General features: G+C 70.7%; 10 protein-coding genes. 3 read left to right on the forward strand and 7 right to left on the reverse strand.

What is annotated here, in order from left to right; all coding sequences use genetic code 11:
* Positions 1-39 precede the first annotated feature (39 nt).
* Positions 40-1,557 (forward strand): flavin-containing monooxygenase, encoded by a 1,518-nt coding sequence (locus ABIE38_RS04810; protein WP_354054274.1) that lies wholly within the window; start codon positions 40-42, stop codon positions 1,555-1,557.
* A gap of 40 nt (positions 1,558-1,597) precedes the next feature.
* Here ABIE38_RS04810 and ABIE38_RS04815 read toward each other — a convergent pair whose 3' ends face one another.
* The 6 genes from ABIE38_RS04815 to ABIE38_RS04840 form a co-directional block, all read right to left on the reverse strand.
* A complete protein-coding gene (locus tag ABIE38_RS04815) occupies positions 1,598-2,509 on the reverse strand; it encodes a shikimate dehydrogenase (RefSeq protein ID WP_502914715.1) in 912 nt (303 codons plus the stop codon).
* Positions 2,499-3,671: an endolytic transglycosylase MltG gene (locus ABIE38_RS04820; protein ID WP_354054275.1), complete on the reverse strand. Its 1,173-nt coding sequence runs from the start codon at positions 3,669-3,671 to the stop codon at positions 2,499-2,501. The genes ABIE38_RS04815 and ABIE38_RS04820 overlap by 11 nt, the downstream gene beginning before the upstream one ends.
* Before the next feature lie 92 nt (positions 3,672-3,763).
* Positions 3,764-4,237: a Holliday junction resolvase RuvX gene (gene ruvX / locus ABIE38_RS04825; RefSeq protein ID WP_354054276.1), complete on the reverse strand. Its 474-nt coding sequence runs from the start codon at positions 4,235-4,237 to the stop codon at positions 3,764-3,766.
* Positions 4,234-6,894, reverse strand: coding sequence for an alanine--tRNA ligase (alaS, locus tag ABIE38_RS04830; RefSeq protein WP_354054277.1), 2,661 nt, complete (start codon positions 6,892-6,894; stop codon positions 4,234-4,236). The genes ruvX and alaS overlap by 4 nt, the downstream gene beginning before the upstream one ends.
* Before the next feature lie 165 nt (positions 6,895-7,059).
* On the reverse strand, positions 7,060-7,215 hold the full coding sequence (locus ABIE38_RS04835) for a hypothetical protein (protein WP_017836862.1): 156 nt from the start codon (positions 7,213-7,215) through the stop codon (positions 7,060-7,062).
* Positions 7,216-7,307: 92 nt separating this feature from the next.
* Complete coding sequence (locus tag ABIE38_RS04840; RefSeq protein WP_354054278.1) at positions 7,308-8,660, reverse strand: replication-associated recombination protein A; 1,353 nt, start codon at positions 8,658-8,660, stop codon at positions 7,308-7,310.
* A gap of 174 nt (positions 8,661-8,834) precedes the next feature.
* Here ABIE38_RS04840 and ABIE38_RS04845 point away from each other — a divergent pair, with 174 nt between their 5' ends.
* A complete protein-coding gene (locus tag ABIE38_RS04845; RefSeq protein ID WP_354054279.1) occupies positions 8,835-10,139 on the forward strand; it encodes an alkaline phosphatase family protein in 1,305 nt (434 codons plus the stop codon).
* An 11-nt stretch (positions 10,140-10,150) separates the two neighbouring features.
* On the opposite strand, the gene aspS is transcribed toward ABIE38_RS04845, so the two are convergent.
* Positions 10,151-11,953 carry an aspartate--tRNA ligase gene (aspS, locus tag ABIE38_RS04850; protein ID WP_354054280.1) on the reverse strand — a complete coding sequence of 601 codons (1,803 nt, stop codon included), beginning with the start codon at positions 11,951-11,953 and terminating at the stop codon, positions 10,151-10,153.
* 246 nt (positions 11,954-12,199) lie between these two features.
* On the opposite strand from aspS, the gene ypfJ reads away from it, so the two are divergent.
* Positions 12,200-13,114, forward strand: a complete 915-nt coding sequence (ypfJ, locus tag ABIE38_RS04855) for a KPN_02809 family neutral zinc metallopeptidase (protein WP_354054281.1) — start codon at positions 12,200-12,202, stop codon at positions 13,112-13,114.
* The last annotated feature ends 6 nt before the right edge of the window (positions 13,115-13,120 follow it).

Here is a 13,120-nt window from a genome sequence, read left to right on the forward strand (position 1 = left end):
GTCTGTGGCCACGCCGGGCCGACCCCATACGGTCGCACCATGACTTCCTCCGCCTCACCCGCGAACAGCACCCGACGGCGCCCCCGCGTCCTCATCATCGGCGCCGGATTCGGTGGCCTGGGCGCCGCCTACGAACTCACCCGTGACGACCTCGCGGACGTGACGATCCTGGAGAAGGCCGACGACGTGGGCGGGGTGTGGCGGGACAACACCTACCCGGGAGCGGCCTGTGACGTGCCGTCGAACCTGTACTCGTACTCGTTCCACCGCAAGACCGACTGGGGCCGCCGCTACGCCGAGCAGCCGGACATCCTGTCCTACATCCGCGAGACGGCGGACCGGTACGGCCTACGGGACAAGGTGCGCACTGGAGTGGAGGTGACCTCGGCCACCTTCGACGAGGACACCGCCACGTGGACGGTGCTCACCGCCTCCGGCGAGTCGTTCGAGGCCGACGTGCTGGTCCCCGCGATCGGCCAGCTGTCCAGGCCGGCCTACCCGGACATCCCAGGGCTGGAGTCCTTCGCGGGCCCGTCGTTCCACTCCGCCCGGTGGCGGCACGATGTGGACCTCACCGGCAAGCGGGTCGCGGTGCTCGGTACCGGGGCGTCGGCGATCCAGTTCGTCCCCCGGATCCGTGAGGCCGCGTCCCACGTGACCGTCTACCAACGCTCGGCACCGTGGGTGGTGCCGAAGCCCGACCGGGCCTACACCGATGCGCACCGCACCGCGTTCGCCCGCGTCCCCGGCCTCGTCCCCGCGATGCGCGGGGCGATCTGGGAGGCCACGGAGGCCATCGGCCTGGCCCTGACCTCGGCGCGGCCCCTGGCCCGCATCCTCAGCGGGCTGGCCAGGGCCAACCTCAGGCTGACCGTCCGCGATCCGCAGTTGCGCGCCGCGCTCACCCCGACGGAACCGATCGGGTGCAAGCGGATGCTCTTCAGCAATGAGTGGTACCCCGCGCTCGCGCAACCGGACGTCGACGTGGTGACCGACGGCGTCTCCGAGGTGGTCCCCGACGGGATCATCACCACCGACGGACGACTGCACCCCGCCGACGTCATCGTCTACGGGACCGGCTTCAAGGCCACCGAGTTCCTGGCGCCCATCACCGTGCGAGGGCGCGGGGGACGGGACCTGCACGAGCAGTGGCGCGAGGGCGCGCGGGCGTACCTCGGGATGGCCGTTCCGGGTTTTCCCAACATGTTCCTGGTCTACGGCCCCAACACCAACCTCGGGAGCAGCTCGATCATCCTCATGATGGAACAGCAGGCCCGGTACATCCGCCAGATCGTCGAGGATCTGGCTCGCGCTGAGCGGCCCGTGGCCCTCGAGGTCCGACGCGAGGTCGACGACGCCTACGACGCGGAGATCCTGCGTCGCCTCGACGACTCGGTCTGGAGCGGGTGCGACTCCTGGTACAGGGCGGACTCCGGAAGGGTGACCACCAACTGGCCCGGGTTGGTCCACGAGTACCAGCGTCGGACCCGCACCGCGGACACGGAAGACTACGAGACCGTCGCGCCGCGCCGCTCGGAGGAGTCGGCGGCGGTCTGATCGCCCACCGGGCGCCCGGTGGCGCCGTCGTCCCCGGCTCTCAGCGACCGAGCGCCGCCGCCAGTGCCGAGGCCATGGCCCGGCGGGGCGCGGGGCGTCCGGTGAACAGCTCCACCTGACCGAAGGCCTGATGCAACAGCATCACGTCGCCGCCGACGACGGGGATCCCGGCGGCCAGCGCGACCGACCCCGCCGCGGTGGGCCAGGGGTCGTACAGGACGTCGAAGACCCGGTTGGCGCGGGCCACGAGGCCGGTGAGGTCGCCGATCCCCGGCTCGGGGACGGTGTTGACGAGGACGTCCGACCGCGAGATCTCATCGGCCAGGGACTCATCGGACAGCAGGACGGTGCGGATCTCCAGGCCCAGAGCCCGCCCGCACTCGGCCGCGGGCCCGGCGTTGTCCCGGCGGGACGCCAGCACCACCCGCCTCGCACCGGCCCCGGCGAGCCCGGCCAGCACCGGCCGTGCGGTCCCTCCGACGCCCAGCACGACCGCCGTAGGCTCCGGGGGCAGTCCGTCGAACTCGGCGAGTGCTCCGGTCACCCCGTCCACATCGGTGCAGTCGGCGAACCAGCCGTCCCCCCGCCGGACGAGGGTGTTGGCACTGCCGACGATCCGGGCCCGGTCGCTCACCACGGTCGCGTACCCCAGGGCGGCGAACTTGCCCGGCATCGTCACCGAATAACCCACCCGGTGTCGGGGTGAGGAGTCGACCACGAAGGGCAGACGTTCGGCATCGCAGTCGATACGCTCGTATGTCCATCCCTCGAGCCCGAGCGCCCGGTACGCCGCACCGTGCAGAACCGGGGAGAGCGAATGGTCGACCGGATGGCCCAGCACCGCCGCGGAGCGGGGTGCTGTGGCCGCGAGGCCGTCGGAGGGAGCGCGATCCGGACCAGCGACATCCCGACCAGCGCCGGCCGAACCAGCACCCGCGGTGCTAACGCCCACTGGACAGGACCCCGTTGGCTATCGCCTCACTCTGGTACCGCTCGTGCTCCGGGTACTCGTCGGCGAAGCGGGTGGTGCCCTGCATGTCGACGGTGACGAAGTACTTCCACCGCCCCTCGGCGGGGTTCTCCATCGCCCGGAGTGCATCGAGCCCGGGAGAGCCGATCGGACCGTAGGGCAGTCCGTCCATGGCGTAGGTGTTCCACGGCGTGACCGCTGCGCGATCGGCGTCGGTGGTGGCGATCTCCTGGTCGGCGAGGGCGTAGTTGACCGTCGAGTCGAACTGGAGGCGCATCGGCTCGTCGAGCCGGTTGAGGATCACCCTGGCGATCTTGTCGAAGTCCTCCAGGGTGCCCTCCTTCTCCACCAGGGACGCGGCGGTGACCACCTGGTACGGCGTCAACCCGATCCTCTCGGCCGAGGGCACGAGACCGGTGGAGTCGTAGGCGTCGGTCGACGAGTCGATGAGCTGACGGAGGATCTCCAGGGGCTCGGACTGGGGGCTGACGTTGTGCACTCCGGGCGCGATCAGGCCCTCGAGTCGACGAACCGGGTCCGGTGCGTCCCGCACCTCGTTGATGGCCCAGTCCGGCACCCCGAGTTCGGCGGGGTCGGCCTGCACGGCCGCGTCGACGATCTCCTGCGGCAGGCGGCACGTGGGTGGGGCCTCCGGGTCGTCCAGGTCCCGGAGACAGGTCGCGTCCGCGATCAGGGTGAAGATGCCCTTCTCGGTCCCGCCGCCGACGACGACCGTGTCGAGGAGTCGCCCGCCGGGTTTGACGTCCATGAAGCCGACCCTGTTCCGGGGATCGGCCAGGGCCTCCACCGCCGACGCGGCGCTCATCTCCTCCCGGACCTGGTAGTAGCCGGGCTGGATGCCCTCGACCGACGTCCCGGCCGCCGCTCCCGTGAAGGCCCGGGTGCTGGCCACGGTGCCGATGTCGTACAGGCGGTCCCCGACGACGCCGAGGGTGTCCCCGGGCTCGACGTGCAACAGCGCGTTGCCGGAGCCCTCGCCCTCGAAGTCGGGCGCGGCGGAGACCTCGTTGCCCGAGTTGCGGTAGACCATCACGGCGAAGGCCAGGACCACCCCGACCACGGCCGCAAGGAGTATGAACCGGGTGGTGCCACTCGTTCGTGAGCGTCCTCGTGCCGCAGACATCGTGCTCCTTAGCCAGGGGTTCAGGGAGCTGCCCGCCGGACAGCATCGTGCTTGACGGGCAGTTTATCCAGCCGCGCCGGTCGACACGCCCATCATCGGCGGGCGCGCCGCGAGTCGAGCCACGCCTGCAGGAGCACCACGGCGGCGGCCTGGTCGATCACGCCCCGCTGCTGTCGGGTGTTCCTGCCCGCGCCGTGGAGCGCTGCTCCCGCCGTCACCGTGGTGAGTCGCTCGTCCACGAATTCGACATCGAGGTCGGGCGCGGAGGCTCCGAGCGCGGCGGCGAACGACCGCGCCATCGCCGTGGAGGCGGTGTCCCGGCCTCTCAGCGAAGTGGGCAGTCCGACGATCACACCGACGGCGTCGTACTCCTCGACCAGGTCCCCCAGGCGTTTCACCTCCGCCGTCCACTCGGGATCACCGCTGGTGACGCGGATCGTCTCGACAGGTGTCGCGAGGATCCCGTCGGGATCGCAGGTGGCGACCCCGATCCGTGCCGTTCCCACGTCCAGGCCGAGCCGCCGCCCACGGATCCAGCCGGGCACCTCGGGGGTCGAATCCGTCACCCGGCGTCCCTGACGGCGTCGCGCAGCGTAGATACGGCCGCATCGATCCCGGCCGGGTCGGTGCCCGCCCCCTGTGCCATGTCCGGCTTGCCGCCACCCCTCGCCCCGAGCGCCGGTGCGACGGCCTTGACCAGATCGCCCGCGCGCAGGCCGCGCTCCTGGGCGGCGGGGCTCACCGCGATGACGAACGGCACCTTTTCCGAGCCCGCGGCGGTGAGGAAGATGACGCCGGCATTCCCGCCGAGTCGGCCCTTGAGGTCGGAGGCGAGGGTGCGCAGGTCGCCCGCCGCTCCCCCCGGGTCGTCGTGGGCGAGGAACCGGATCCCGTCGAGATCCTCGGCCGACGACAGCAGATCCCCGGCCCGGGAGGCGAGCTGGGCGGCGCGCATGGACTCCAGCGCCTTCTCCGCCTCCCGTAGCTTCGCGGTCAGTGCGGCCACCCGGTCGGGCAGCTCGTCGGCGGGCGCCTTGAGCGAGGTGGCCAGGCCCGACACGAGAGCGCGCTCGCGGGCCTGGTGCCGGTAGGCGTCCATCCCGACATACGCCTCCACGCGACGGATACCCGACCCGACGGAGGCCTCGCCCAGCAGACTCACCGGGCCGATCTGCGCGGAACTGGCCACGTGGGTGCCTCCGCACAGTTCCATCGAGAACGGTCCGCCGATCTCCACCACCCGGACCAGCGACCCGTAGTTCTCGCCGAACAGCGCCATGGCTCCCATCCGCCGGGCCTCGTCGAGGCTGGTCTCTATAGTGTTCACGCCGTAGTCGGCGTCGACGGCTGCGTTGGTGATCTCCTCGACCTGTGCGAGGACGTCCGCCGGGATGGAACCCGACCAGTTGAAGTCGAACCGCATGTACCCCGGCTTGTTGAGCGAGCCGGCCTGGACGGCCTCCGGTCCGAGGATCTGACGAAGGGCGGCGTGCACGAGGTGGGTGGCCGAGTGGCCCTGCGTGGCCCCCTTGCGCCACTCCGGGTCGACGGCCGCGGTGACCAGCTGGCCGGCCTCGACCTCGCCGCCCGTGAGGACGCCCTTGTGGATCCAGAGCTTCTTGCCGATCTTCTGCACGTCGTCGACCTGCATCTGGAAACCGGCGGTGGAGATCATCCCGCGGTCACCGAGCTGCCCACCGGACTCGGCGTAGAACGGCGTGCGGTCGAGGACGAACTCGACGGTGTCGCCGTCGCGGGCGACCGGCACGGACTCGCCGCCGGACACGATGCCGAGGAGGGTGGACTCGTCGGTGAGTTCGGTGAAGCCGGTGAAGACGGTCTCGCCGGCGTCGAGGAAATCGCGGTACACCGACAGATCGGCGTGGGCGTGCTTCTTGGATCGCGAGTCGGCCTTGGCCCTGGCGCGCTGCTCGGACATGAGCGACCGGAAGCCCGCCTCGTCCACCTGCAGCCCGGCCTCGGCGGCCATTTCCAGCGTCAGGTCGATCGGGAACCCGTGGGTGTCGTGGAGGGCGAAGGCCTGGCGGCCTGACAGGGTGGCCGCGCCCGATTCCCTCGCGTCCTCGGCGGCACGCTCGAAGAGCTGGGTCCCCGACTCGAGGGTCTTGAGGAAGGCGACCTCCTCGGCCACGGCGATGCGCTCGATGCGTTCGTACCCGGCGACCGTCTCGGGGAAGGACGGGCCGATCGCCTCCTTCACGGTGGTCATGAACTCGGCCATCGTGTCCCCGCTCGCGCCCAGGAGCCGGACGGACCGGACGATGCGCCGCAGCAGACGCCGCAGGATGTACCCGCGCCCCTCGTTGCCGGGGGTCACGCCGTCGGAGATGAGCATGTACGCCGTCCGCGCGTGGTCGGCGATCACGCGGAAGCGCACGTCGGAGGCGTTGTCCACCCCGTAGCTGGTGCCGGAGAGCCGCTCGGCGGTGTCGATCACCGGGCGGAGCAGATCCGTCTCGTAGACGTTCTCGACCCCCTGGAGCAGGAATGCGACGCGCTCGATCCCCATCCCGGTGTCGATGTTCTGCTTGGGAAGCGGGCCCAGGATCTCGAACGCGTCCTTGCCGGTGCCCTCGCCGCGCTCGTTCTGCATGAACACGAGGTTCCAGATCTCGATGTAGCGGTCCTCGTCGGCCTCCGGTCCGCCCTCGACACCGTACGCCGGGCCGCGGTCGTAGAAGATCTCCGAGCACGGACCGCAGGGCCCGGGAACGCCCATCGACCAATAGTTGTCCGCCATGCCGCGACGTTGGATGCGACCCTCGGGGACGCCGACCACGTCGCGCCAGATGCCGTAGGCCTCGTCGTCGTCGAGATACACGGTGACCCACAGCAGCCCCGGGTCGATACCGAAACCCCCGTCGTCCACGGACGAGGTGAGCAGCGACCACGCGTGGCGGATCGCCCCCTCCTTGAAGTAGTCACCGAAAGAGAAGTTGCCCGCCATCTGGAAGAAGGTGTTGTGGCGCGTGGTGATGCCCACCTCCTCGATGTCGAGGGTGCGCACGCACTTCTGGATGGAGGTCGCGGTGGCGTGCTCCGGGGTCTCCTGGCCGAGGAAGTAGGGCTTGAAGGGGACCATCCCGGCGTTGACGAACAACAGGTTCGGGTCGTCCAGGACCAGTGATGCGCTGGGGACCTCGGCGTGACCGGCCCTGACGAAGTGGTCGAGGAATCGGCGCCGGATCTCATGGGTCTGCACAGGGGGCCTCACTGGTGGGCTTGAGGAGGTGGTCGGACGACTGCCCAGCCTACCGGCGCGCCCCCGGGGGTCGAGGAACGGACCGCAGGAGTCCGCAGACGACACGGGCACGGACCCCGAGTGTGGGGTGCGTGCCCGTGGTCCGGTTCGAGATGAGGTGGTGTGTCAGCGCGGCATCGGGGGCAGGATGATGCCGAAGTTGGCCGCGGTGATGAACGCCTCCTGGGGAAGCAGCCCCAGGCTGTGGGCACCGGTCCCCCACACGCCGACCGAGGTGGCCACGCCGACCAGGGTCGAGAAAATGCTCGCGATTCCGCTCATGATTCCTCCGAGAGTGCTTGCGTCCATGGATACCTGGATGTTGCTCGTGTTCATACAGGCCTCATGAGTTTCACATACTCGGGCGGGAGCGGCTAGGTCTTCCCCCGGATGATCGTCCGCAATCGTGTCAGTCTGGCGGCCAGTTCTCGTTCGTGCCCGTGGCCGGCGGGTGAGTAGTAGTCCCGACCCACGAGCTCGTCGGGAGGATACTGCTGAGTGACCACTCCGGCCGGGGACTGGTGCGCGTAGAGGTAGCCGACTCCGTTGCCCAACCCCTTGGCCCCGGCGTAGTGACCGTCCCGGAGGTGACGGGGGACCTCACCGACTCCCCCGGCGCGGACATCCGCCATCGCCGCGTCTATCGCGGAGATCACCGCGTTGGACTTGGGCGCTGTCGCCAGATGGATGGTGGCCTGGGCCAGGGCGAGCCGACATTCGGGGAGTCCCACCTTCTGCACGACTTCCGCCGCGGCGGAGGCGGCGAGCAGCGCGGTGGGATCCGCCATCCCGATGTCCTCGCTCGCGTGCACCACCAGGCGTCGCGCGATGAACCGGGGGTCCTCCCCCGCCACCAGCATCCGCGCGAGGTAGTGCAGTGCCGCGTCGGCGTCCGACCCGCGGATCGACTTGATGAACGCACTGGTGACGTCGTAGTGCTGATCCCCGTCCCGGTCATAGCGGACCGGTGCCGCGTCCAGGCTGAGCTCGACCGTCTCCGGGGTCACCACGTCGTCCTCGGCGGCTCCCGCTGCGGCCTCCAGGATCGTCAGGCTCCGGCGGGCGTCCCCGCCGGAGAGCCGGACGATGTCCTCCACCGCGGCATCGGTCACCTCGAGCGCCCCCGCGTAACCCCGCTCATCCGCCACGGCCCGCCGGATAACCGTGGCCACCCCCGCCTGGTCCAATCCCTGCAGTTCGGCGATGAGTGAACGGCTCAGCAGCGGGGCGATCACCGAGAAATGCGGGTTCTCCGTCGTCGCGGCCACCAGGAGCACGATGCCGTTCTCCACCGCGGCGAGAAGCGCGTCCTGCTGGCTCTTGGAGAACCTGTGGACCTCGTCGATGAACAGCACCGTGCGCCGGCCGTGGATCTGGCGTGTCCGCGCGTCCTCGATCACCGCCCGCACGTCCTTGACCCCGGCGCTCAGGGCGGACAGCGCCACGAAGTGCCGGCCGGACGAGGTGGCCACGAGATTGGCCAGCGTCGTCTTGCCCGTCCCGGGCGGCCCGTAGAGGATCACCGAGGACCCTCCCCGGCCCTCGACCAGTCGTCGCAACGGCGAGTTGGCCCGGAGGAGGTGCTGCTGTCCGACCACCTCGTCCAGCGTGCGCGGCCTCATCCGCACGGCCAGCGGGGCCGACGGGTCGGCCGGCGGCGGTGCCGACCCCTCCCCCGGGCCCGGTCCCGCGTCCCCGGCCGCGAACAGCCCTGCGTCATCACTCACGCGCCCCAGGCTACCGACGGCCCCTGACACCACCCCCGGGTGAACATCAGGAGACGAACGGGCCGTCGGGGTGGCCCGGTTCGTCTCCGTCGAGTTGTCTGGAACCCGCCTGTGCCCCGCCTCGACGGGGTAGACCTGTGACCAGTCACGTCCCGACCCGAGGAGCCCCGCCCGATGAGCCGCCACCACGACCCCTGCCACGGCCCCACCCTGACCCGCCGGGAGGCGCTGGCCGGGGCCGGTGTGGTCGCCGCCGCGGGCGCGGTGGGGGTCACCCTCCTCGCCGACCCGGCTCCGGTCTGGGCCACTCCCACGCGACCGGTCGCCGACGACCTCGACGTCTATGTCCTGGTCACCGACGGCATGCGGCCCGACGAACTCAACCCCGTGCAGGCCCCCACCCTGCACCGGTGGGCCGCGGAGGGGACCAGGTTCACCGACGCGTCGTCGGTGATGATCGCCGAGACGCTCCCCAACCACGCGGCCATGGTCACCGGGGTGCTGCCCGAGCGCAACGGGGTTCCCGCCAACTCGGTCTGGGACCACGCCGCCGGCACCGACAGGACTCTCGACAGGCCGGACGATCTCCGCGCTCCCACCGTGCTCGACCGCATCCGCACCGAGGCCGGCCTGACCACAGCGAGCGTGCTGAGCAAGGACTACCTCCATGGACTGTTCGGCGGGCGCGCGAGCGTCCAGTGGGCGCCGTTCCCGCTCGTGCCCATCACCGACCACTCCCTCGACTGGTTCACCATCGAGGCTCTCAAGCAGACCATCACCGACCACGCCCCCCGGATGACCTTCGTCAACCTCGGCGACATGGACCGCTTCGGACACATGGACCTGTCGGGGACCTCACTGCGACTGGCGCGCAACCAGGCGGTCGCCAACTCCGACCACAAGCTCTGGGACTTCGAGCAGTTCCTCCGCACGACCGGCCGCTGGGAGCGCTCGGTGGTCATCGTCCTGGCCGATCACGGGATGGACTGGTCGGAGCCGCTGAGCCTGATCAGCGCGTCCGGCGCGATCGAGGCGGACGCGGCGATCCGCGGGCGGTTCGGGATCGCCCAGAACGGCGGGGCGGACACGTTCGCCTACCTCGGGCCCGCGGACGAGCGCGACGCCTCGCTGCGACGACTGCGCGAGGTCGTCGGCGCACTGCCGGGCGTCAACCGCCTCTACGATCCGGCCGAGCTCTCACTGGGTCGACGCGGCGGGGACCTGGTGGCCACGTGCCATCCCGGCTGGCGCTTCTCCGACCCCACCCCGTTCTCCAACCCGATCCCCGGCAACCACGGGCACGAGGTCACCCTGGGGATCCCGTTCTTCATCGGCGGCGGGCACCGGATAGTGCGTCGGGGTGGCACCGTCGACCGCCCGGTCCGCACCCTCGACGTGGCACCGACGGTCGCCCGGCTGTTCGGCCTCGACCACGCCGGGATGGACGGCCGCCCGGCGCTCGAGGCCTTCCACCTCTGACGCCGAGGGACCTACCCGGCTGACGCGGGCTCCGCCTGGGTCCCCTGGCCGCGGGTCACGGGCTTGGCGTCGATTCCCGACTCCTTGCGCTGCTGCGTGGTGATGGGCGCGGGGGCGTCGGTGAGCGGGTCGACACCGCCGCCGGATTTGGGGAAGGCGATGACGTCGCGGATGGAGTCGGTGTGGGCCAGCAGCGCACAGATGCGGTCCCACCCGAACGCGATGCCCCCGTGCGGCGGGGCGCCGTAGGAGAACGCGTCGAGCAGGAAGCCGAACTTCTCCTGCGCCTCCTCCTGCGAGATACCCATGACGCCGAACACCCGCTCCTGGACGTCCTTGCGGTGGATGCGGATGGACCCGCCCCCGATCTCGTTTCCGTTGCACACGATGTCGTAGGCGTACGCCAGGGCCGAACCCGGATCGGTGTCGAAGGTGTCGAGGTGCTCCGGCTTGGGCGAGGTGAACGCGTGGTGCACGGCGGTCCACGCCCCCGAGCCCACCGCCACGTCACCGGCGGCCGTGGCGTCGTCGGCGGGCTCGAACATGGGCGCGTCCACCACCCAGGTGAACGCCCACGCCTCCGGATCGATCAGTCCGAGCTTGTCCGCGATCTCGCCGCGGGCCGCACCGAGGAGCGCACGGGTGGACTTGACCCCCCCGGCGCCGAAGAAGATGCAGTCGCCCGGCTCCGCGCCGACGTGCGCGGCGATCCCGGCGCGCTCCGCGTCCGACAGGTTTTTGGCGACGGGGCCGCCCAGCTCGCCGTCCTGTCCGATGAGGATGTAGGCCAGGCCCTTCGCTCCGCGCTGCTTCGCCCACTCCTGCCAGGCATCGAGCTGGCGCCGCGGCTGCGATGCCCCGCCCTTCATGACGACCGCGCCGACGTAGGGAGCCTTGAAGACCCGGAACGGGGTGTCGGCGAAGAATTCGGTGCACTCGACCAGCTCGATGTCGAACCGCAGATCCGGCTTGTCCGAGCCGAAACGACGCATCGCCTCGTCGTAGGTGATCCGCGCGATGGGGGTCGAGATCCGGTACCCGGCCGTGGCCCACACCTCGGTGAGGATCTCCTCCGCGATCGCGATCACGTCGTCCTGGTCGACGAAGCTCATCTCCACGTCCAGCTGGGTGAACTCCGGCTGCCGGTCCGCACGGAAATCCTCGTCCCGGTAGCAGCGGGCGATCTGGTAGTACTTCTCCATCCCGGCCACCATGAGGAGCTGCTTGAACAGCTGGGGCGACTGCGGGAGGGCGTAGAAGGTGCCCGGCTGTAGGCGCGCGGGGACGAGGAAGTCGCGCGCGCCCTCGGGGGTCGACCGGGTCAGGGTCGGGGTCTCGATCTCCACGAAGTCGTGGCGGGCCATGACGCCGCGGGCGGCGGAGTTGACCTTCGACCGCAGTCGCAGTGCCGCACCGGGCCCTTCGCGACGGAGGTCGAGGTAACGGTGACGGAGACGCGCCTCCTCCCCCACCTCGTCGTCGAGCTGGAACGGCAGGGCCGCGGCCTCGCCGAGCACCTCGAACGAGACCACGTCGACCTCGACCTCACCGGAGGCGAGGTTCGGGTTCTCCGACCCCTCGGGGCGGCGGTCCACGACACCGGTGACGGAGACGCAGAACTCGTTCCGCAGACGGTGCGCACGCTCCGCGATCTCCTCGGAGCGGAACACCACCTGGCATACACCGGTGGAGTCTCGCAGATCGACGAAGATGACCCCGCCGTGATCCCGGCGACGCGCGACCCAGCCGGCCAGGGTGACGGTGTCACCGGCGTCGGCGGCTCGGAGCTGGCCGGCGGAATGGGTGCGCAGCACTGCGGTGGTCCTCTCGTCGGAAAAGCGGGGTGGTCGGCGAACGGCGATCGGACCCACCGCGGATCGTGCGGTCGGTCCCGGGTTCGGACGACGGACAGTCTACGTCCACCCGTCGCCGTTCCCGGTGTCGGCTGCGGCCGACCTCCCGCGACCAATAGAGTGTCGACCACTACAGTGCCCTTCCGGATCGGGGTGACGCGGAGCGCACGGGCGGGACGGGACCCCGTGGACGGGAGGGCGGCGGTCATGACGTTCCGGCAGGGCGGGAGCCTGGACACCAGCGGGGTCTCCGGCGGGGGCCGCGGTGGTCGAGGGGGTCGCCGGGGGGTGGCGGTCGGCGGAGGTGTCGGCGGCCTCGCCGTCGTCCTGGTCGCGCTGTTCCTCGGGGTCGACCCGGGACTGCTCGGTCTGGACCAGGGCGACGGCGGCCGGGGACCGACCTCCGACTCGGCACAGCGGTTCCAGACCCACATCGACCAGTGCGACCTCCGGCAGGCCAATGCGGATACAATCTGCCGGATCGTCGCCACCACTGAGAGCCTCGAGGACGTCTGGGGCACCCAACTCCCCGACCAGGTCGGGATGCGGTGGGTCCAGCCACACACCACCATCTTCACCGGCGGCGTCGACACCGCCTGCGGCGCGGCCTCCTCCGACGTCGGGCCGTTCTACTGCCCGGCGGACCAGGATGTCTACATCGACCCGGCCTTCTTCGACGAGGTCCTGGTCGGTCGGCTCGGGGGCTCACCCGCCGGCGCGGCCCAGATGTACGTCGTCGCGCACGAGTTCGGGCACCACCTGCAGACGATGCTCGGTGACATCCGCCGCTCCCAGCAGGATCCGCGGGGCGCGTCCTCGGGCGCGGTCCGGGTCGAGCTCCAGGCCGACTGCTACGCCGGGCTGTGGGCCCACTACGCCACCTCGACCCCCGCTCCCGACGGCGGGGAGCCGCTGTTGGAGAGCCTGACACCGAGTGACGTCGACGCGATCATCCGGACCGCCGAGGCGATCGGTGACGACCACATCCAGCGGTCCGGAGGCGCCCGGGTCGACCCCGACTCGTGGACCCACGGCTCGTCGGAGATGCGGCGCCAGTGGTTCCTGACCGGGTACGAACAGGGGTCCGTGGAAGCCTGCGACACCTTCGGCGCGCCGGTGTGACCCCGC

It is taken from the genome of Dietzia sp. 2505 (assembly GCF_040546785.1).
Lineage (GTDB): Bacteria > Actinomycetota > Actinomycetes > Mycobacteriales > Mycobacteriaceae > Dietzia.

What these genes read in the sequence shown, in the direction of transcription:
- ABIE38_RS04810 (WP_354054274.1), top strand. Translation starts at nt 40, where the DNA reads ATGACTTCCTCCGCCTCACCCGCGAACAGCACCCGACGGCGCCCCCGC.
- ABIE38_RS04820 (WP_354054275.1), bottom strand. Translation starts at nt 3,671, where the DNA reads ATGTCTGCGGCACGAGGACGCTCACGAACGAGTGGCACCACCCGGTTC.
- ABIE38_RS04835 (WP_017836862.1), bottom strand. Translation starts at nt 7,215, where the DNA reads ATGAGCGGAATCGCGAGCATTTTCTCGACCCTGGTCGGCGTGGCCACC.
- ABIE38_RS04845 (WP_354054279.1), top strand. Translation starts at nt 8,835, where the DNA reads ATGAGCCGCCACCACGACCCCTGCCACGGCCCCACCCTGACCCGCCGG.
- ypfJ (WP_354054281.1), top strand. Translation starts at nt 12,200, where the DNA reads ATGACGTTCCGGCAGGGCGGGAGCCTGGACACCAGCGGGGTCTCCGGC.